This window comes from Crocinitomix catalasitica ATCC 23190, assembly GCF_000621625.1.
Lineage (GTDB): Bacteria > Bacteroidota > Bacteroidia > Flavobacteriales_D > Crocinitomicaceae > Crocinitomix > Crocinitomix catalasitica.
The window spans coordinates 41670-64347 of the sequence record NZ_JHXV01000028.1 but is presented as its reverse complement, the minus strand read 5'-3'; the positions used below and the strand labels follow the sequence as shown (position 1 = coordinate 64347).

General features: G+C 35.5%; 19 protein-coding genes. 12 read left to right on the top strand and 7 right to left on the bottom strand.

The genetic code is table 11. The annotated features are described in order from the left end of the window. Positions 1-158: 158 nt before the first annotated feature. The gene (locus tag T367_RS0115230; RefSeq protein WP_027420618.1) at positions 159-800 is read left to right on the top strand and encodes a hypothetical protein; all 642 of its coding nucleotides are present in this window, start codon (positions 159-161) and stop codon (positions 798-800) included. A 315-nt stretch (positions 801-1115) separates the two neighbouring features. Then, positions 1116-2063, top strand: coding sequence for a hypothetical protein (locus tag T367_RS0115225; protein ID WP_027420617.1), 948 nt, complete (start codon positions 1116-1118; stop codon positions 2061-2063). Positions 2064-2248: 185 nt separating this feature from the next. Here T367_RS0115225 and T367_RS0115220 read toward each other — a convergent pair whose 3' ends face one another. The 5 genes from T367_RS0115220 to T367_RS0115200 form a co-directional block, all read right to left on the bottom strand. Beyond that, a complete protein-coding gene (locus T367_RS0115220; protein ID WP_027420616.1) occupies positions 2249-4369 on the bottom strand; it encodes a M43 family zinc metalloprotease in 2121 nt (706 codons plus the stop codon). A gap of 219 nt (positions 4370-4588) precedes the next feature. Beyond that, positions 4589-6994, bottom strand: a complete 2406-nt coding sequence (locus T367_RS0115215) for a TonB-dependent receptor plug domain-containing protein (protein WP_027420615.1) — start codon at positions 6992-6994, stop codon at positions 4589-4591. A 59-nt stretch (positions 6995-7053) separates the two neighbouring features. Next, the gene (locus T367_RS0115210) at positions 7054-7611 is read right to left on the bottom strand and encodes a hypothetical protein (protein WP_027420614.1); all 558 of its coding nucleotides are present in this window, start codon (positions 7609-7611) and stop codon (positions 7054-7056) included. Positions 7612-7786: 175 nt separating this feature from the next. Continuing rightward, positions 7787-9085: a sodium:proton antiporter NhaD gene (nhaD, locus tag T367_RS0115205; RefSeq protein WP_027420613.1), complete on the bottom strand. Its 1299-nt coding sequence runs from the start codon at positions 9083-9085 to the stop codon at positions 7787-7789. A 146-nt stretch (positions 9086-9231) separates the two neighbouring features. Next, positions 9232-9603: a hypothetical protein gene (locus T367_RS0115200; protein ID WP_027420612.1), complete on the bottom strand. Its 372-nt coding sequence runs from the start codon at positions 9601-9603 to the stop codon at positions 9232-9234. Between the two features lie 166 nt (positions 9604-9769). On the opposite strand from T367_RS0115200, the gene T367_RS22665 reads away from it, so the two are divergent. The 10 genes from T367_RS22665 (at position 9770) to T367_RS22650 (ending at position 19136) form a co-directional block, all read left to right on the top strand. Further along, on the top strand, positions 9770-10477 hold the full coding sequence (locus tag T367_RS22665; RefSeq protein WP_084274447.1) for a sterol desaturase family protein: 708 nt from the start codon (positions 9770-9772) through the stop codon (positions 10475-10477). Positions 10478-10720: 243 nt separating this feature from the next. After that, positions 10721-11530 carry a pyrroline-5-carboxylate reductase gene (proC, locus tag T367_RS0115190; RefSeq protein ID WP_027420611.1) on the top strand — a complete coding sequence of 270 codons (810 nt, stop codon included), beginning with the start codon at positions 10721-10723 and terminating at the stop codon, positions 11528-11530. 64 nt (positions 11531-11594) lie between these two features. Then, on the top strand, positions 11595-11978 hold the full coding sequence (locus tag T367_RS0115185) for a pyrroline-5-carboxylate reductase dimerization domain-containing protein (RefSeq protein WP_027420610.1): 384 nt from the start codon (positions 11595-11597) through the stop codon (positions 11976-11978). A 7-nt stretch (positions 11979-11985) separates the two neighbouring features. Beyond that, positions 11986-12756 (top strand): glutamate 5-kinase, encoded by a 771-nt coding sequence (gene proB, locus T367_RS0115180; protein WP_027420609.1) that lies wholly within the window; start codon positions 11986-11988, stop codon positions 12754-12756. A 15-nt stretch (positions 12757-12771) separates the two neighbouring features. Then, complete coding sequence (locus T367_RS0115175; RefSeq protein WP_027420608.1) at positions 12772-13968, top strand: glutamate-5-semialdehyde dehydrogenase; 1197 nt, start codon at positions 12772-12774, stop codon at positions 13966-13968. A 266-nt stretch (positions 13969-14234) separates the two neighbouring features. Next, complete coding sequence (locus T367_RS0115170) at positions 14235-16079, top strand: StlD/DarB family beta-ketosynthase (protein ID WP_027420607.1); 1845 nt, start codon at positions 14235-14237, stop codon at positions 16077-16079. Continuing rightward, positions 16079-16849 carry a fatty acid desaturase gene (locus tag T367_RS22660; protein WP_035845185.1) on the top strand — a complete coding sequence of 257 codons (771 nt, stop codon included), beginning with the start codon at positions 16079-16081 and terminating at the stop codon, positions 16847-16849. The genes T367_RS0115170 and T367_RS22660 overlap by 1 nt, the downstream gene beginning before the upstream one ends. Position 16850: 1 nt before the next feature. Continuing rightward, entirely contained in the window at positions 16851-17753 is a 903-nt protein-coding gene (locus T367_RS0115160; protein WP_027420606.1) for a DUF6999 family protein, read from the top strand. Between the two features lie 148 nt (positions 17754-17901). Further along, positions 17902-18495, top strand: a complete 594-nt coding sequence (locus T367_RS22655) for a DUF2911 domain-containing protein (protein WP_051568593.1) — start codon at positions 17902-17904, stop codon at positions 18493-18495. A 101-nt stretch (positions 18496-18596) separates the two neighbouring features. Continuing rightward, a complete protein-coding gene (locus T367_RS22650) occupies positions 18597-19136 on the top strand; it encodes a DUF4382 domain-containing protein (protein WP_051568592.1) in 540 nt (179 codons plus the stop codon). On the opposite strand, the gene T367_RS0115145 is transcribed toward T367_RS22650, so the two are convergent. After that, positions 19133-20287, bottom strand: a complete 1155-nt coding sequence (locus T367_RS0115145) for an LA_2272 family surface repeat-containing protein (RefSeq protein ID WP_157454262.1) — start codon at positions 20285-20287, stop codon at positions 19133-19135. The genes T367_RS22650 and T367_RS0115145 overlap by 4 nt on opposite strands. 4 nt (positions 20288-20291) lie before the next feature. Then, on the bottom strand, positions 20292-22631 hold the full coding sequence (locus tag T367_RS0115140) for a TonB-dependent receptor (protein ID WP_027420604.1): 2340 nt from the start codon (positions 22629-22631) through the stop codon (positions 20292-20294). Positions 22632-22678: the final 47 nt, after the last annotated feature.

Sequence of the window (22678 nt, the reverse complement as noted above, 5' to 3'; positions counted from 1 at the left end):
TATCGATATTATCAATAAACTGACTTAATTTTAAATTGAGTTCTTACTTTACCTTAACCACTTTAGGAGGTTAATCATTAATTCATTTAATTTTCGAAAAAATCTTTTTCAGAGGCAACTATTAGGCCTAATTCGTAGTAATAAGAGAAAGTTTTGAAATGAAAAAAACAATGCTCTATTGCTTGATCATTCTCCTCAGTGGATGCAATAAAAAGCAAGATTTATTATATGGAGACGTCAACGTCTCTGGTCAAATTACAGATATTGTTTCTGGAGATCCTATTCCAAACGCGATCGTAAAACTCTATAAGCTCAAGCAGATCCGTAATTTTATTGGTTACACTTCAATGATAGATGAAATTATCATGTTTGATACTTCTGACATCAACGGAAATTACGCCATATCAATTGCTGCTGATGGAGCAGTAGGATTTGAACTGAGTGCAGATCCACAAAGTGATTTATTCGTTAGTTCAGACTATACCGTAAACAATAGTCATCAAAGAATAACAGCCGTCGGAACTCACATATTAAATCAAGCATGCCATAGGAGTGCTTATGCGAAAATAACCTTAACAAATATTGAGCCTATCGATACACCCTACTTTATATCAGCGTCATCGGTTGTGGATGATATTGTAATCAATAATTACAGTAAAGACACTGTGATGTATCTTAAATTAGTTGGCCGTGATACCTACCCGAATAGCATTCGTTTCAATAAGAATAATAATGAGGACAATACCTATCAAAAAACCGTTGGTGCTTGGGATACTATTTCAATGCAATTTAATTATTAGTATAATGTCCTTTTTAAACAATTTACAGGATCAATAATTTCTAAAATCGTACAGCAATAATCTATTAAAACGTGTCTATTATTGAACGATATTTAATTATTTTTTCAATCAAAACTTTCTTATTATTCATAATTTAACAAGTTCTTTGCCGTTTTAAACCATTCAAACTAGCACGAACCATCCTCTTTTTTAACAACACGTAAATACTTGTAATTCAAACAGTTTAACATCTTGTTTTTCTCACTTGCTAAAAAGCAATTATTTTTTTCAGGCAACCAACCGCTAACCTTCAGAGTATTAATTAAAATACTTAATATGAAAAAAATAAATTATTTACTCATTGGGTTAGGCTTAATTACAATGGCATGTAACAAACACGAAATTGTTCCACCTCCACATCCAAATGCGGCAGCTCTTATCAATTTTTTTGATAAAAACGTTGAAGAAAAAACACAAAATTTCACAGTAAACGCAAATGCATTTATTTACATTGAAGGAGAGGGAGGTGTTACACTTATGCTCAATGCAAATAAATTGGCCCATGCAAACGGAGATCTTGTAAATGGCAACGTGGATGTTGATTTAATTGAAATTTACAAAAAATCGGACATGGTTTTATTAGATAAACCAACAATGGCTGTTAACAATTCGGGACAACATATTCCATTAATTTCAGGTGGCGAATTTTATGTTTCAGTTTCACAAGACGGTGTGGAATTGGTACTATTAGAACCAATGAAATTACGTGTTTCGAATGAATTAGACAGAGGCATGCGCAAATTCGTTAATGTATCTGAAGATGATTTATTATGGGGCATAGCTGAAGACAGTTTATTGGATGAGGAATTTGAAGACACTCTTGACGGTGAAGGTGGATATTCGGTAGGATACGACATTCTTCCAGGAGAATGGGGTTGGACAAATATCGACAAATGGTATTCTGATCCTCGCCCTAAAACAACAATATTTGCAGAAGTTCCAGAAGGATTCGACAACGAAAACACGGAAGTTTATATTTCTTATGATGGAGAAGGACCTGCTTTAGCGAATTTTGATCGTTGGGTAGACGGAAGATTTACGGAACATTACGGTCTTATTCCAATTGGTTTAGAAGTTCACTTTATTGCTGTTGCAATTATTGACGGATCGTTAAATTATGTCATCCAAGCAGCAACGATTGAAGCAGATCACGTTCAAGACATCAGTGGATTTGAACCCACAACAGAGGAGGCATTAATCGATTTAATTGACGCGCTTCCTTAAGATTTTAATACCCTAATCTCAGAATGAAAAAGACCTGTGTATCACAATGAAACACAGGTCTTTTTTGTTTTATTATGCCATCAAGACTATTAAAAAATAGACGAATAAAAGTAAATAAGCGAACCTTTTCATGTACTTTGATTTTTAATTAAGACATTTCAAATCTCATTTACCCCTATCTCTATTTATTGAATTATTAATCGAGCGGTTCTTAAAGAACTCCCTTTTTGAATCGTAATATTATAAACGCCAGCGGCAATACGGGCATCGCCAATAGGCAAAACATTTGTGTTCAAACCAGCAATAGTTGCGATTGACGTTTGGAAAACCTCTTGACCCATCACATTTGTAATTCGCACCGATGCAGACTCATTATCTACAGAATAGAAAGATAAATTCAACGCTTTATTGTCAGCAATTGGATTCGGATAAACAGACATGTTTTGTATGCTCTCATTTAAATCTCCGTTAGACAAGACACCGCTAACATTAATATCATCAATATAAAAGTTATTCATACCATCTTCAGCTACCAATTCGAATCTAAACCGAGTATTCGGTCCATCAGCTGCTCCTGGCAGTGCAATACTAAAAGTCGTCCAATCATCGGCACGATTTGGCTTAAATGATGTTCCAATATAACCTAAACATTCAACCTCATCTCCTTCTAGGTCAGTTAATCGACGCCAAGCCCCATCACAATTCGTTTGGTAAGAAATATTCAGTTCGACTTGAGGCTCGTAAACACCAGCATTTGTTGTTGCATAACTGTATTTGAAGCTAAAAAATGCATCTGAAGTCCGCTCTAAATTATAAGCAGGTGTAATAAATGCATCGACTTGCCCGCCTAAACGCTCATAATAATGTGGTTCAAGAATTGGATCTGGACTTGCTTTATAATACTGAACCCCCATACTTTTATCCCCTGAATAAGCTGCATTCTCAGTTATTGCCCAAACATTTTCATTCTCATTAGGGTTTTCTATTACCCAACTATCGTATCCTAATTCGGTTGTCTCAAAATCTTCATTAAATGGACCTTCATGTTGCCAATAATCAGGTAGAATATTCACAAAACTCTCTTTCACCAAAGTTTCTGTGCCGGCTGCATTTGTTACCGTCAATGTTACCGCATAATTCCCCACTTCCGCATAATTAACAACGGGTGACATCTCAGTTGAACTTGAAGGAATTCCGCCTGGGAACGACCATGCATAACGATCGACTTCAGCCCTTGAAGACGACGAGAAGAATTGAATATCTCCTCCTTTACAAGTCGAATTTTTATCTGAATAAAACGAAGGCAAAGGGGTACATAAAACAGGATCACGATCTATTCCTCCATTCTCCTTATTCAAATCGGTATACAAATTATTTCTAGAAGATATGACATTCTCTAAACTGGTTGTCATCACTGCTATTTGCCCTTCGGTAAACATACGAGAGCAATAAGCATACTCCATATAGTTCTGAATATTTTCTTCAATTCCAGTATTACAATTATCGGTATCTTCTAAAACACAAGATGTATGACCTGCAGTTTCAGGCGTATCTTCAACACCATCATCACCACATGATACTTCAGGACTATTTGTACTACCCCAAGTATGCGGTAAACCTAACCAGTGCCCAATTTCATGTGTTAAAGCACGAGAAGAATATTCACTTGATGTTCCAATACTCCCAATAAAGTTATGTCGAATGATTATACCGTCAGCATAAGCCAATGCACCAGATACTGCAGAAGGATAATATGCGTATCCAGCAACACCGTCTTCCATTGAATTCACTACCCAAATATTCAAATAACGACTTCGGGGCCATTGGTTTAATTTAGAATAGTTGTCCCCATTATTCGTCTCGTAGCTATAAATATGCTCTATACCATTAGTACATTCTCCATACAAATCTTTATTTGCCAATCGGAATTCGATACGAGCATCACTAGCAATAGCTTTAAACTCCTCCATTATTTCAACTGTATCAGCATTTAATTTACGGTAATCTCTATTTAGAATGGCCATTTGATCATAAACCTGTTCGTCAGAAATATTCTCGACGCCATTTTCATGAATGATATGAAAAACAACAGGAATGGTATAAACACCATCTCTATCACCACTTCTCAAACCACCAGTTTTGCTCCTTTCAAGCAATTCTTGCTGATCTTGTTCTAAACCTGGATAGGCTTCGTAAACTAATTTTAATTTTTCCGCAATTCCACACGAAAATTCTTCTTGTGCTTGCGACCATGTACTTGTAAAAATCAGCAAAAGCAAAATTTTCACGTTTATATTTATTTTCATAATTTTTGTTTATTTATTTTGTTAAGACAATGATTACTAGCTAAAATTAAGACATTAAACTCCCATAAACCGTCTGTTTTTATTCAGTTTTGGGCAATATTTTACCTATCTAAATATTTTAGTTTTTGTTTTTAGTCTCCCTCCAATTTCGACTAGAAAGCAAGCACATTGTCAGAAAGTTGATATTCAAAAAACGAATATCAAAATGTTTTTACGCTATTAAAAAGTAGCTTTCAGCGAAAGAATAAAATTCCGTCCCGCTGCAGATATTCCAGAGCTATAAGATCGATACAATTGATCAGTAATATTCTCCAATCCAGCATTTACAGTAAAATGATCTGAAATTTGGTACATCGCCTTAAAATTGACCGTATACCATTCTGGAGAATAAGGATTCCCGTTGTCATCAATTGCATAGATTTCTGGTTTTGCCTGTTCAGTGATTGGCAATTCTTCATACGAGCGTCCTCCACTATATTCAGCATAGAATTGCAAGTTCAATTTCCCTCTTTTATAAAACAATCGAGATACACCAAACATTGGTGCCGCATGTCGAGAAGGACTAACAGAACCGTCATCCAATTCTTCTTCTCCCACTTGATAATTAAATTTAGATGAGAAGCCGAATCCAGCACCGAACATGATTTCTATCCCCAACTGAATTCCATAAACATTAGCAACAGCTGCATTTTGTATCGCTTGAACTTTACTCATATCTCCGGCATAAACAATACTATCCATTCCGTTTAAAGTAAAATCACGCCGCACCAATGCATTGTCTAAATAAGTATAAAATACAGTCGCATCAACTTTTGCAAATCCACCCAATACTTTCGTAATTCCAAGATCAAAATTATAAGCATATTCGGCTTTCAAGTCAGGATTGGGTACAACAACAGCACCCGGCTCAGAATCGAATACTTTACCCATATCATCCACATTCGGAGAACGATAACCTGTCGCGGCATTCGCACTAATCACCCAACTATTATTCGGCCGATAAACTGCCCCAACACTTCCTGTCAAAGCACCTTCATTCAATTTCGCTTCGGTATAAGGAAAAGGATAGAAAGAGGTGTCGAATTGTGCATCCATTTGGAAAACATTATAACGCAACCCACCTTGAACTAAGAATTTTTCATTGATCTTATATTGATCACTGATATAAACTGCATAAGACGCCCAAGTTGCTTGAGGATATCTTGCTGGTCCAACCTGCGAAGCACCGGTTAACACATTTTCATCAATCCCAGAAGATCGAATATCGTTCTGTACAAATTCAAAACCATAAATCAGTTGATCACGTTTTCCGAATGATTTATTAAAATCAACATTGGCAGAATAGGCATCAACTTTATCCATTCGAATTTCGCGTGTTGCATCGTTAAAATCACGACTGATACGGCTCTCTTCGAAGTATTGATGCGCCAAACGAATATTCATTTGGTCATACATCACAGTTGAACCATCATGTTCAATACTAATATTGTTCATCATCCATTTTTGAGGACCATAATTCCATTCTCCATAACGCGGCAAACCATCTTTAACACGGAGATGCCTGTCATATCTCGAATAAGGAGAAGTTTCAGAATAATGGAAACCATAATTGATGTCCCAATTTTGATTCGGTTGAAACCTCACTTTTTGCATGAAATTGATTTGATCGTAACCAGAAGGACTTTGAATCCGAGGATCGTCATTATTAACAACCACATCAACATTGTCTACACGCCCCACATAATAAGGACGCAAATATTCATCTGGACCATTCGAACCCATTTTTAAATCGCCATAATCATTCGATGTAAAACTCGTTATCATCGCCCATTTTTTCCAGCCGACATTGACATCAAAATGCGCAGACAATTCGTTGCTTGCCGATGAAATTCGACTGATAGCTTTACCTGCCACATAAGGATCTCCGTCTAAGGACAAACTAGGCTTTAAAGTTTGAAAACTCATTACACCACCAATCGCATCACTTCCGTAAATCACAGAACCCGGTCCGAATAACACTTCGGTATTCTCAATGGCAAAAGGATCTAAAGAAATAACATTTTGCAAGTTCCCGCCACGAAAAATCGCTGTATTCATTCGCACACCGTCAATACTATACAATAGCCGATTGGTTGCAAAACCTCGAATCATTGGTGAACCACCTCCGTATTGACTTTTCTGAACAAAGATCTCACCCGAACCCGCTAATAAATCAGCTGCCGATTGTGGATTTTGAAGTTCGACATCAATACGAGAAATAGCCGTTACTTTAAAGGGAATATCCCTAACATTCTGCTTCCACCTTGATGAAGAAACAACAATTGCATCTGTTGAGAAGGATAAACGCAATAATTTTAAAGTATCATTCAAACCAATTAATTCTTGATAAGAAAACACTTGTTTTTCATACCCTAAATAAATCACCTCAATTCTTTCGGCACCTTTAAATGGAGTAATATCCACCATTCCTTTTGCATTCGTTGTAGCAAAGGTATTTGGCGTTTTATTCATTAATGATACTTGGTCCAATTTGTCTCCAGATTCACTGTCAACAATATTTAAGACTTGTGCATGACCAATTGCCACAGCACAACAAAGCACCATTGTACTTAGAATTTTTTTCATTTATAAAGATTAATAATTAAACTCAATTAATTTTCGCTTTTATTAGCGTGAAATTTGGTTTAACTATTATTGGGAGGAGGCGATAGCGGAGGGAAATAAATTGATTGATACAACGATATTTTTTTGAATGCTTCCAATCGATCGTGGAAAACATTGAGATTAAAAGACAACTCGTCTAATTGATTAAGGAATAAGAAAGGTAATTTAACATTGAGTCTTGGCCTATTCTCAGGACCTTCATCATCTGTATCTAAACCCAAAACATAGCGTTTCATCTTTTCCATTCGACGCAATAACTTGGTCTCTTTATCATCCAAAAAGCAAATTAATTCAACCGAATCTGCCGTCTCATGTCGTTCGACAATATCGTACATAGCATCGTTATATTCGAATTCTCGAGAATGGATCCATCTAAATTTTGTATCAATTTCTGCTTTTGAAACGTGAAAGGTCAATAAATCATCAGGAACAAAACCCGTTTCTATATTTTTAACCACTTCTTGTTGAATCAACTGTTTTTCAAACTGATAAAACAATCCTATACCAATGCATAATAATAAGAAGACACCCAAAAATATGGTGACGGCCTCTTGCTGATATGCCCGTATTTTCTTCAAACAAATAGATTTTTTTCTCTACCAAAAGTACGCATTTTATTATATAAACAGGAGGATTCAGATAAATTCCAATACATCAATTAAAGTGAAATTATACTTGTCTAAAAACCCAAATCATAAATTCGAATATCCAAATCACAAAAACCATAACACACGCATTAAAAACAACTATCAATTACAACATATTCAGTAACCAAAAAGTCAATGCTCCAGATAGGTATCCAATCAATGCTAAGAGTGAAATGTTTTTAAGATACCAGACAAAATCAATTTTTAAGATACCCATTATTGCAACACCTGCAGCCGAACCAATAATCAAGACTGATCCTCCTGTTCCCGCACAATACGCCAATAACTCCCAGAAAATATGATCGGTTGGGTAAACACTTAAATCGTACATACCAATAGCTCCTGCTACAAGTGGAACATTATCTACAATTGCAGAAAGCAACCCTATCATTAAGTTAATGATCCAAATATTGCCAATTTTATCTTCCAACAAGGTCGCTAAATCTGTCATATGACCAGCAGTTTGTAATGCTGCAACCGCCAATAAAATTCCTAGGAAGAATAAAATACTAGCTGTATCTAATTTCTGTAAAATCTTTACAATTGAAAAGGCTTTTTTCGTTTCTGACTCTTTTCTTTTGTGCATTATCTCAGTTACAATCCACAAAACACTTAAACCCAATAATACACCCATAAATGGTGGCAAATGAGTAAGCGTTTTAAAAACAGGAACAAACATTAATGCGGCCACACCAACATATAAAGCAATTTTACTTTCTCTCAATGGAATCTCAAATTTATTATTTGATGAATTGACCTGAACAGGTTGTAAATTCCCTTTTAATCGAGAAGCAACAAATAACAAAGGTACGAGCAAACAAACTAAACTTGGAAGAATAATTTCAACAACAATATTTGCAGCAGTTACTTGTCCTCCAATCCACAACATAATCGTTGTTACATCACCAATTGGCGACCATGCACCACCAGCATTGGCAGCAATAATTGCCATACCTGCAAATAACCACAATTCTTTTTTATCACTGATTAATTTTCGCAATAAGGTAGCCATTATTATGGATGTAGTTAAGTTGTCTAAAGCGGCACTCATCACAAATGTAATTAAGGATAAAATGATCAATAAACGCCCTTTATTTAAGGTTGTAATCTTATTCGTTATCAGTGTAAAGCCACCATGTGTATCGATGATTTCGACAATAGTCATCGCACCCATTAAAAAGAATAAAATACCTGCAATTTCACCTAAATGATGCATTAAACTCTCATCAATATAATGCGCACTATTTTCAATATTACCCAATAAAGCATCTTGCCCTACGACCAATAACACCCAGACAACAACAGCAGTTAGTAAAGCTGAAGCCGCTTTATCAATTTTTAATGGATGCTCTAAAGCAATTGCAGCATACCCCGCTATAAATGCCAACGTCATTAATATATACATAATTGAACTTTTAAATTTTGGTTGAATTAACCTGCTTCACTCCTTTATTTGGTGAAGCTCTATTTGTTTTTAAGAAAATCTTTCTGGCTGATCGGAACTAAACCGATCAATAATTTTCACTAACGAATAGTGAAATAACAAATAGTTTATAGATGGATTCTGAGCGAACAGAGTTTCAAATAAGTCGGCACTTTCGCTGATCTACCAGTTTGATTCGATAGTATAGAAGCAATGTACTCTACAGATGTGTGATTGAATTGAAAAGATATGAATCCTAATCCAAAATCAATCGATGTAACTTCTGAATCGTCTTTTTCTTCAATTTCTAACAATTCCACTTGTAAAAACGGACCTTGATTAGCGTGAGAAGGGGTTTTAAGCTCAGTTTTTTGAGAAGAATGATTGGTATTATCAACAAGACCATACGCCTGATTGACAGTTGTACCCAATAATAACACAACCATTACAAGAATTGTTAATGGCAGTTTTATTAAGTTCAATTTATAATCAGTGATCATAATATCAATTCAATTTTACAAATTTAAATATAGTTGAATAGCTCAATAGTATTTAACTTTTCATTAACTTTTATTTTTTGTGTAATTCGCAGATTCATCAACCGCGTTCTTAAAATGAATAAACAATACAAGAAGAAAGAATGTATATTTGATTAAAAAGATTTTAATGCTGATCGATTTATATACCAATATACTCTATTCAGATCCGTTTAGCCTTGTATTGGTTAAGTTGATACTTGCATTTAGCTTATTGTATTTATCAATGGCATCAAGCTTCTATTTTTTTGGAAAATTAGGACATCAAAAAGGATGGACAAAACCAGTGAGTACCCTTCCCCTATTCAAACATCAAATTAGAACGGAAATCACTTACAGTTTTGTATCGATTGTAATTTTTGCATGCTACGGCGTTCTTACAATTTGGCTTTACCGCCAAAATCTACTAGAAATTTCATTCGATAATAATTGGTTAATTCTAGTCGACTTATTCATTTTTGCGATTTGGAATGAGGTTCATTTTTTTGCAGTCCATCGCCTTATGCACACAAAATTATTGTTGCCTTTTCACCGAATTCACCATAAATCTGTTGTTGTCACCCCTTTTTCAACTTTTAGTTTTCATCCGGTCGAATCATTTTTAATGGGTTCTGTTATGATCATTCCGATGTTATTTTTCCCCTTCGAGATTTATGCCTTGATTTTATTGCCTATTTATTCCTTATTCTTTAATACACTTGGTCATTCCAATATCGCCTTTATCAATCAAAAAAATCTCATTAGCACGCAACACAATACACATCATACGAAATTCAATTTCAACTTTGGTTTTATAAGTCACCAACTTGAAAAAATTTTTAAACGCAATCCTAAATAACGCGAAGAACAAGTGTGTAAATTATATACACAATTGTTGCGCTTTTACCCAACTTTGACTCATTCCATCTAACATCTATAAGTTAGATATTAGATATAAATTTCTTATACCATCATCAATCCATCCCTAACTCCTAGATAACAGTTTATTAGAGCTTTACGCGCTTAGCTTTTGTTAAAATCATATTTCAAATGTGAATAAATGCACATTGTTTGCAGGATACAAGTTCAAATAAGAAGAACTATGAAGGTATTAGTAATTGGTGGAGGTAATATGGGATTAACCTATTCAGAAGGAATGTCGCAATCTCCATTATTGAACAAAAAAAAATTAATGATTCATGACAAAAGTGAAGCAACAATTCTCAGTTTAAAAGAAAACCCATTATTCGATGTCTATGAGAATTTAGCAGATTGTTTACCAACTGCCGACATCATTTTTCTTGCGGTAAAACCATATCACTGTGAGGAATTAATGAAAGAAATGAAACCACAAGTCAACCAAGACCAACTGATTGTTTCGTTGATGGCGGGAGTGACAATTCCGTATATGCAAGAATTGCTTGGCATTCATAAAATCATACGAACGATGCCAAATCTACCAGCGAAAGTAGGCAAAGGGGTAACATCTTTTACCGAATCAAAAGCGGTATCACGGGTAGAGATGTTGATGGTTCGAAATTTACTTGACACAACAGGAGTTTCAATTCATGTGATAGATGAAAGCTTCATTGATAAGTCGACTGGTATTTCGGGAAGTGGACCAGCTTATGTGTTTTACTTTATGCAATCAATGATGGAAGCGGCGAAGAAGATGGGCTTTTCAACAAATGATGGAAAATTATTGGTCAGCACCACATTCGAAGGAGCGATTGAGTTGTTTAATCAATCAGATTTAACACCGTCAACTTGGATGGACAAAGTCGCTTCAAAAGGAGGTACCACCAGAGCAGCGCTTGATTCGATGGATAAAAACAATGTCGAAGATTTAATAAAACAGGCAGCTTTTGCAGCTTTTGATCGTGCAGTTGAATTGGGGAAAGAGCACGCCTGACAATTGCGAGAAGGAAACGTTTAAACGCATTCATTCCCATCAATTCATCTTAAAAAGCATCAATATGACGAATCAAAACATAGATAAAATTGTTCATCAGGTTACATCAATGTACGATCAAGATATTATCGCAAAGCTTATTGATAGAAGTACCCCGGCCTATGTGTTTTATTTCATGCAGTCGATGATGCAAACAGGAAAAGAAATGGGATTCTCAACGAATGAATCAAAATTACTAGCGAACAAAACTTATGCGCATGCAGTCGAGTTATTTAGCCAGTCCAAATTAACACCTAAAATAGGGTTAAAGAAGTTACCATCAAAAGAATCAACCACAATGAATACAATTGATTCGATGGACGAGAAAAATATTGAAAAACTAATAAAAGTGGCTGCATTTAAAGCATTCAATAGGACTGTTGATTATGCAAAAAAACAAGCCAAATAAACCAAATATGCACAAAAAAAGAGTCGTCATTAAAGTTGGAACGAACGTAATGATAAATAAAGACAAAAGAATTGTTCAACCCATATTAAAAAACCTTGTCGATCAGATTGCAGCGCTGTACGAACAGGATATAATTGCTGTACTTGTTTCATCCGGTTCTGCAAATGCAGGAAAAGAAATTTTAGGCAAAAGTAAAATCAAAGACAAGTCTATTCGAAGACAAGTCTATTCGAGTATCGGGCAACCACGTATGATGCGCTATTATTACAGCTTATTCCACGATTATGGTATGCGTTGCGCCCAAGTTTTGGCAACAAAAAGAGACTTTAATCCTGGTGAGCACAGAGAGAATATGATTAATTGCTACGAGGGACTTTTAAGTGAAGGTGTCATTCCAATTGCCAATGAAGATGATGCTGTTTCAGTGACCCGATCAATGTTTTCTGACAATGACGAGTTAGCTAGTTTAATTGCTGAATTAATTGATGCTGATATGCTGATTATATTAACGGATATTGACGGCTTTTATACTGGCCATCCTGACAGCGAGGACTCTGAATTAATTCCAGAAATATCAGTCAATGAAAATGTTGAAAAATACATTGAAGAAAAGGATAAAGGTGAAACATCCGGAAGAGGAGGAATGGGCTCTAAATTAAAAATTGCAAAAGGAGCAGCAGCCATGAATATAGAAACATTTATCGCCAATGGTAAAAGGCCAAATGTGATCCTCGACATTGTAGCAGGGAAAGAGATAGGGACTAAAATTGTAGGATAAAAACTAAAAAGAATTATGAAATTATTGACAAAAGATATAAAAAACAAAGTGCTTGAAAGTATGATGCAAATCATAGACAGAGAGCGAAATTCAATTATAAAAGAGAACAAAAAAGACTTAAATAATTTCGATCCAACAGATCGAGCGATGTACGATCGACTGATTGTTGATGATGCTAAAGTTGACAGCATGATTCAATCGATTAGAGAAGTATTAGGTCAACCTGATCCAGTAAGCCAAGTGATCTCCACTGAGAACTTAGAAAACGGATTAAAAATCATCAATAAAACAGCACCATTTGGAACGATTATGATCATTTACGAATCGCGTCCAGATGTGACGATTGAAGCCGCAATGTTAGCCTTTAAAGCCAACAATAAAATTCTTCTTAAAGGTGGAAAGGAAGCTGTTTTTAGCAATAAAAAATTAGTTTCTTGTTGGCACGAAGCCTTAAAATCGAATCAACTCGAACCGACAGATTGGATTGAAATGTTAGAATTAAACAGAGAAGAGACGCAAGCTTTTCTGAAGAATCCCACCCAGCAACTCGACTTGATTGTGCCAAGAGGTGGCGAAAAATTAATCGCGTTTGTTAAAGAACATGCAAAATGCGCTGTTTTAATTAGCGGACGAGGGAATAACTTTGTTTACGTAAATGATGAGGCCGATTGGGAAAAAACCAAAAAGGTAATTTTGAATGCTAAAACGCAAAAAATATCCGCTTGTAATGCACTTGACAAAGTTTTAATTGACGAAAAACTAGCTGATTTTGACAAGAAGGTTGTTGAATTGAAAAATATCCTTACAAAAGCAGAGGTTCAAATTCTTGGTGATCAAAAAATTGCTTCCCTTCTAGAAACTGAGCAAATAAAAGATGAGTCTATTTGGCATAAAGAATTCCTCGCCCTTAAAGTGGTCATTGGATCTGTTCCGAACAAAGAGACAGCCATCGAAAAAATCAACCAATATTCTGGCGGACACTCTGCCTGCATTATGACTGAAAACGCGGAAACAGCCATGGAATTCATGGAGCAAGTAGACAGTGCAGCAGTTTATCAAAATGCATCAACCCGTTTTACAGATGGCGGACAAATGGGAGTTGGCGCAGAACTTGCAATTAGCACTGATAAATTACACCATCGTGGACCATTAGGATTAAAACAATTGGTCACCAATAAATATTATGTTTTTGGCAATGGACAGATTCGCTAAACCATAAATTCACGCTTCATAATTGCTGAATTCGCAAATGAAAATCAAACCATGCGTTATACAGTAAATTAAAACTAGATTATCTCCTTATCTTTGAGTGAAACAACTTGAATGCAGGAGACTTTATATTTATACCAATCTACTTAGCCGCTTCCTTTTGGGAGTCACTAAATAGGTTGGTATTTTTATTTATTACGATATATTTACGATCCTCCATTTTCGCAGATTTATTCTAACGGAATAAATAGCTCAACGATAGAAAAATGATGAAAAAAGATATATACATTAACTCAATTGGCGCTTTTCTACCTGGAAATCCTATTTCTAATCATGAAATTGAAGATTATTTAGGTCGAATTCATGGCAAGGATTCAAGACTTAAAAATCGAATCCTTAAAAATAACGGCATTCAATCGAGGTATTATGCGATTGATAAAAACCAAAATTCATTACTTTCCAATGCAGCGATGGCAAGCAGTGCTATTGCAGACAGCTTAGCTAAAATAGGTAAAACAACAAGTGATATTGATTTTCTTTCAGCGGCATCAACGCAAGGCGATCTACCCGTTCCAGGATTCGCGAATATGGTGCATGCCGAATTAAAATGTCAACCTATTGAAGTGGCGAGTTATAATGGTGTTTGTATAAGTGGAATGCAAGCCTTAAAAGGTGCTTATTTACAAGTAAAAAGTGGGGAGAAAAATCTCGCTATTTCTTGCGCAAGTGAATTCCCTTCAAGATTATTTAAAGCTTCACGATTCGAAAAGCAAAACCAAGAACAATTAAGTTTTGATACCGAATTCTTGCGTTTTATGTTATCAGATGGCGCTGGTGCCATGACGATTTCTGATGCGCCAAATTTGAAAGGACTCTCGCTAAAAATTGAATGGATTTCGGTGAATTCGTACAGTGGTAATCATGAACTTTGTATGTATGCTGGCAAGAATCCCGACGACGAACGTTCGTGGTTGGATTATCCTGATTTTGAAACGGCCGCGGCCGAAGGCGCAATCAATTTAAAACAAGATGTTAGATTATTGGATGAAATGGTCAAATTGGGCGTAGATCGATTCTTTGAATTAATAGATCAAGGAAAGATTAATCCTAAAAATATAGATTGGCTCGTTTGTCATTATTCGTCCGAATTCTTTAAAGGGCAAATCAAGGAATTATTAACCAAAGGTGGATTGGAAATTGAGGAAGAAAAATGGTTCTCCAATTTAACCACAAAAGGAAATACTGGTGCGGCATCAATTTACATTATGCTGCAAGAGATTTTGTACAGCGGCAAATTGAAAGCGGGTGACCAAATACTTTGTATGGTTCCTGAAAGCGGTCGATTTTCAACCTCATTTATGTCATTAACAGTCGTTGGTGAAAATGAAGGTATAAAAGAGAAATTTGAAATCCGCGAACCTGCATCACCTGAAATTAATATTGATAAAACAGATTATTCAGAATTCTTAGTTCGACAATTGACAAGAGTTTGGATAGATTTCGAAAATCAATTGAACCAAGTGCCAATTGTCCGTAAAATTTATGACGGTGATTTAACCAAGGCAGATTATTTGCTACTGCTCGAAGACCTTCGTCAGCAAGTGATTGATGGTTCGCAGTGGATTGCTCGAGCAGGATCGAATATTGCAATAGAAATTTTTGAATTGCGTTCGGCATTCCTGAAACATGCCGGAACAGAACATAAGGATTATCAGATTTTAGAGAAGAATTATGCCAATATGGGAGGTGACCTTGAAAAGTTACGTTCTGGAACTAAAAATATAGGATCAGAAGCTTTGTCTGCATGGATGTTTAATCAAGCAAGCAAACCAAATCCTGTAGATTTATTAGGCGCCATGTTTATCATAGAAGGTCTAGGCAATAGAATGGCTGGTTATTGGGGAGAATTGATTCAAAAACAATTAAAACTAGACAATAATCAAGTGGATTTTTTCTTATATCATGGGGTTGCCGATGTCGATCATTTTAAAGGATTAGAAGATGCATTAAATCATCCTGAAATGAATATGGAAATTGCTAAACGAATTGTTAAAACCGCCAAAGTAACGGCTCGTTTATATGCGATGCAATTATTATCACTGGGAGATTATTAATGGAGTTTAAATTGGCCATATTTTGTTTCCTGCTCTACATTCTAGGTGGAATGGGTGCTTCTATGGGCTATCATCGTTTATTGTGCCATCAATCAGCCCAAGTTCCGAAATGGTTTTTATACCTTTTAACCCTGATTGGTCTGCCGCTTGGCACACCTGTTCAATGGGTCGGCAATCATCGTGCTCATCACAATGCTGCGGATACAATTGACGATCCGCACTCCCCAATTATTAGTGGATTCTGGTATGCACATTGTGGTTGGTACATTGGTCAAACCAATCCATTTATTTGTCTATTATATGCTTTAGGCGGACCTTTTCGTATGTTTTTCGATTCTTTTTGGCGACCGCGAACCAATCAGCAGTATGTACATTTAGCGAAAGACATTGATGCAGATCCTTTTCTTCATGCTATCAGTCGACCGATAATCTATACCTCTTTACTTTTAATCTATTTAGGTTCCCTCCTTTTTATAACCTACTATTGGTTTCAGATTCCAGGACTGATTGCTTTATGGATATGTTTGGTGATTATTTATAATTTAGGCGATAGCGTTGATTCGTTTGGACATTTATTCGGTGAAAAAAAAGGAAAATCGGGTGCAAGGAATAACCGTATTTTAGGACTTTTATCATTTGGGGATGGTTGGCATGCGAACCATCATTTGAATCCAAAAAAAGCAAAGCATGGACAAGCAAAACAATTCGACCTTACCTATCAATTTTTAAGAATCTTAAAAGGATTGGGAATCGTTAAAAAAATATATTAAGATGAAGCATAATAGAAATGATGTATTTGATCCGGTAAATCACGACTTGAGAGATCCAAACCCATGGTTAGCAATGTATCTTGATTCCAGTATTCCAATGAATGCAGGATCCAAAAAGGCATTGGTATTGGACAATGATTCGCGTTCGCGAAAATATTTAATGCCCATGATATTGGTATGGTCTAAGATTACCATGTTCTTTTTTCATATTTTCAAATACTTTTTACCCAACCTGGTCAACTCATCTAAAATTCTGCACCGCATGTTGTCTTGGGGATTGAGAAGATGGGTAAGTCCTGAAGCGAATTTATTAATCTTCCGTCATTTTCATTGTGGCAGTGAGATTGTGGAGTTCATTTCTAAAAATATTGATGGCATTGAAACAAGACCAACACCTTTAAAACCATACGATTTTGAAGACGTTAAAGATGATCTTTTCCTCAATCATGATTTGAATTTATACAATTTCATTATCAATTTGAATAGAGAAATGACTGAGAAAAACATTCAAATTTTAGAGAAAGACGAATTGGATTTGAGTATGATTACGGAAGACAAATTCAATATGATTGATTTTCCTCGAAAATGGACAAATATCCTCGATTTACGGTCTGCAATTGAAGTTTTTACGCCATTTTATCAATTATTCTTAACAAAAAACGATTTTTATCGCGCAAGTAATTCATTGCAATTAGACGAAACAATTGGCATTTATTCGGCTAAAATTTTAGGCAGTCCAGCTCATTTAGGTTTGTTAAACAATAAGCACCCTTTGGTTCCTAGTTCTACTTATGGCGCGTCATACAGATTAGTACTACATGGTTTGGCCAGTGAAAATTTACACGAAATATTGGTTCAGATCAAACAAAAAGGCGGTAAAGACGGGGTAATCGTCACGAAGTAAACAGGTTAAAATCTTCCTTAAAAAATTAGGTAAACAGATGTCTATCTATAAATCACTGTATCATTTGTAAACCTTTCAATACAATGCTATTTTTGATTGTGTAAAAGTTTAAAAAATATTATCTTTGGGAAAGAAAATTCTCAAAATTATGAAACATTTATTTACTGTATTTGCAGCATCTCTATTTTTAGTAGCATGCAATGCACCAGAAAAGACTGAAGAAGTCACTACAGATGCTACTGAAGAAACTGCAACTGAAACTACGAAAACCAAAGAAGAGGCTCCTCGTAAATCACCTAACCAACAAGCTACAGGAACTATTGATGGCGTAAATATTACGATTGATTATTGTTCGCCATATGTAAAAAGCAGAACAATTTGGGGTGACTTAGTACCTTTCAATAAAATTTGGAGAGCTGGAGCAAATGAAACAACTGCTATCACAATTGATAAAACAGCATTAATAAATGGTGATACAATTCAACCAGGAACATATGGTTTCTTCATGATTCCAGAAGAAGATAAACCTTGGACAATAGTACTAAACGAAGAGTGGAATAAAAAGACACATGGTATTTGGGGCACTTACAACTACAAAGAAGATAAAGACGTTACAAGATCTGAAGTTACGCCAGAATGGACAAATGATGTAGTTGAGTCATTAGATTATTCAGTAAATGAAAATGGATTTACACTTGTTTGGGAAAAAGCAAAAGTAAACATCCCAGTTACAGCATTATAGTATATACAATCGATAAAATTAGACCAATTCATTGGTCAAGCATTAAGAATAGCCTATCTTTGAAAGAAGATCAGGCTATTCTTTTTTAAAACAAATTCATTATGCAACGTATACTATTCCTATTGATTTTCGCAGCAGGTACAGCTACAATATTTTATAGCTGTAAGAAAGAAAGTAAAACTGCCTATTTAAAGGTAAATATGCGCGATCAACCAATCGATTTTGACTCTGTTAATGTTGAACTACTTCAAGTTTCTGTTCATTATAGTGAAAGTGATGAAGTTGAAAGTGGGTGGATGGATTTAGAAACAAATGTTGGCATGTATAATCTATTGGATTTGCAAAATGGGGTAACTGCAGCAATTACTTCTGGCGGAATTATTCCTGTTGGTAAAATAAGCCAAATGAGATTATTGTTAGGCGATGTCAATTACGTTGTAGTAGATGGTGAGCTTTCAGTTTTAGATTTGTCAAGCCAAGACAAAACAGGTCTAAAAATTAATATCAATACAACCATAAATCCTGCAGATTCAATTGAAATTCTACTTGATTTTGATGTAGAAAAATCAATCATCCTAAAAGGATCTGGCGAATACCAATTAAAGCCTGTTGTGCAACTTGACGAATTGGTTCGATTCTAAAAGTGAATATTTAGACCAACATTACCACCTACCCATAACGCTGTCTTGCCATCATTATTCCACCAATTCTCTTCGTAAAAAGTATATGGAGGTTCGATATTACTCTGTCCATCATTTAAAAATTCAGACACAAATACATTCAATGAAGGACCGATAAATACATCCAATAAATCATTGATCTGATAACGGATTGAGAAATCTCCCTTCCCAAGTATATTCAATCGAGGAATATCATTTGGCTTCACGATATGATTCGCCGATAAATCAATTGAGACACTTACTTTTTCGGTAATCGGTAAAATAGAACCAAAACCATGACCATAAGAGAAATAATCCTGATTCCCCACACGGCTATACCCTACTTTATAAATTGAATACAATTTTTCAACACCTAGTTTAAAACTCAAATTAGCTTGAATCATTTCTCCACCTGCAACCTCAATGGCATGATATCCATCCTTCACATAAGAGAACAATCCAAATGGGACGCCTTGCTCGAACGAATCTGAAATATTGATTAATCCCAATTGAAAACCTTTAACATTCGCCGCACGATTCACCAAACCTATTTGTGCTCCTGTTAAATCACCAATTGTTACATTAGAGACACCGCTTAATTGCAATCCCAATAAGGATCCATTATTTGTATTCGAAATTCCAGCGACCTGAGCGCCAACAACATCTCCATTCGCAGTATTTGCAATGCCCGCAAATTGAGCACCTAATAGGCTTCCATTAACGGTATTATTGATCCCGGCAACACTTAACCCTAAAACCGACGCCCCATTAATATTTGAGATTCCAGCAACTGCAATTCCCTGCATGCTATCCTGCATTACATTGGCTATTCCACCGATTATAATTCCGTCCGTTTTTTTCTTATTCACATTGGCTATTCCAGCAATTTGAACTGCTAAAACATCACCTGTATTTATATTAGCAATACTGCCCAATTCGAATCCTTGCACACCTCCATTTATACCGTAAATACAATTGAATGAAAAGTTATTCGCAATTTTTGGAGAATGAATTCCATTGCTCGCGAGTGGATAGAAAAAAGTAAATTGTACGGGACTAACCTTACTCGAATCTTGTGCAAAATTACTGTTCGCAAAAAGGATGATTATAAGACTTAAAAATAGCTTTTTCATTAATTTAAAATTTGATTGTGTAAATAACATTTGGTAAGAGCGACAATTGATAATAATTGTCTAATTTTTGTGTTCGTTCATTGTAAAACTGTGATGTAACAGCCTGATGATTGGTTACATTTTGGATATCGATTTTAAAGGAATGGCTCGCACGTTTTTTATCAATTCGGTAAGTCAAACCAAGATTCATAATGAATACATTTTCACCCTTAGCACTGTAGCGTTGATTTTCTTGTTCAATCTCATAACCTGCATCAATCGAAGCTGCCAAATCAATAGGAATATATCTATTCCCTCCCAATAAACTAACTTTTGTATTCAGACCAATCGTTTGATTTTTCTTAGCGCCGATAATAAATTCTTTTCCGACAACAAGATTCCCCGCAAAATTCGCATCATATCTTGAGTCGTGATAAACGCCATCCAAAGCAGCATATTCTGCTTTATAAATGGAACCTGTCACCAGGTAATAAAAATTATTATTGAAGTATCTTTCTAAGGTCAATTCAAATCCATAATTCCTTCCTTTACCTTCGTTGACTAAAGCAATACTTGGTATTCCTCCATTGCTATTAATTAATGACAATTGGCTTGACGAATCATTTACAACAGGAATATTGTACAAGTATTGATAATACCCTTCAACCTTTATTCTTAAATGTTCAGTTAGTTGAAATCCGTACCCAACCACAAAGTGGCTACTTTTAGAAAAATCAAGGTTCTTATTCGGTGTATAATACGACCCATCTTCTTGCAATTCATTGTACATATAGGTTGAAAGACTCTCTAATCGACTATGCAAACCAAAGCCTGCACTCAAATCATGACGTGGACGGAATTTCCAATTCAAACCAACACGCGGTTCAACTGTAAAGTTATTGTTCAGCGCTAATTGTGTATAATGAACACCAGAAACCAAGGTAAAATCGTTACTGATTCTATATTTCCAATTCGCAAATGCTTGATACATACCTGAATTCCCATTCGCTTTTAAAAGGTTTTCCAAAACACCTGTATTTTCTTCATCCAAATCAAAAGCAAAATCATAATCCAAAAAGGTATAAGTACCACCCAATTGGAATAAATTCTTTTGATTTGCTTTATAATTTAATACCGTTTGCCCTTTTAGTGTATTATTTCGAAAACCATCTGATGCTATATGATATAATGCACTGTCTTTGTTTAATTCGTATACTTCAACACCACTATAGCTAGATGTTGCGGCTACGTATGACTTAACATATAATTTTGGATTAATTATATAAGTATTCTTTAAACCTACTACTCCAATACTCGCTCTAAAATCATATTCCCCATATACCTTCTCTGTTACTTCATCGATGTCTTTTTGAAGGATATTACTTTTACCTAACAATCCTATTACGGAGAAGGTACCGAATTTTTCAGTAGGCAAATAAAATTTAAATGATGCATCTTGATAAATAGGAATTCCACCAAAATCCACAAATTCAAGCTTATCAATTAAGGCAATGGTAGAATAGCGGTAATTGATTAAATACGAACCGCGGTAACCTTTTTTAAAAGGCCCTTCAAGTGTACCATCAATACCTAAAGCGCCTAACGAAAATGAGTACTCCCTTTTATTGGCATTACCTTGCCGATAATTCACGTCAAAAACACCAGATAATGCATTCCCGTAATCTGCAGGAAAAGCTGCTGAAAAGAAATCAGAATTAGCCAACATTGCACCATTTAAAGCACTAATTGGTCCACCCGTTGTTCCTTCTCCCGCAAAGTGATTGGGATTTGGAATGTCAATCCCTTCTAATCTCCACAAAATTCCGCGCGGTGAATTTCCTCGAACAACAATATCATTATCACCCTCAGCATTACCAACAACACCTGCGAATGAGGATGCCATTCGTGCAGGATCATTAAACGTACCAGCGTATCGATTGGTCTCTTCTACAGTAAAGGTTTTAGTACTTACAGTCGCCATTTTATTGATAGATTCAGACTTATCTCGTGTAGCGCTAACTTCTACCCCTTTTAGTAATTCAACATCAGGCACCATCTCCATATTAAGCATCTTCTCCTTACCCGACTCTATTAGCAAATTTGCCAAATCCAACTCGCGGTATCCAATACTTGTAATTTTGATATGAACCCTGCCTACAGGAATAGATTCAATGAGAAAATCTCCATTAAAATCAGACTTTGTCCCGACTAAAGGATCCGTATCCATCAAGATGATACGCGCCCCAATAATTGGCATTTTAGTATCAGCGTCGACTAAAGTTCCCCGGACATTTTGCGTAAGTGTCTGTCCCCAAAGTAAAGGACTTATAAACAAAAATAAAGTTAAAATCTTATAGTTTTTCATTTCAGTAGTTTCAGTTATATCTTTAAGACAACTGAATGAAATTTTAC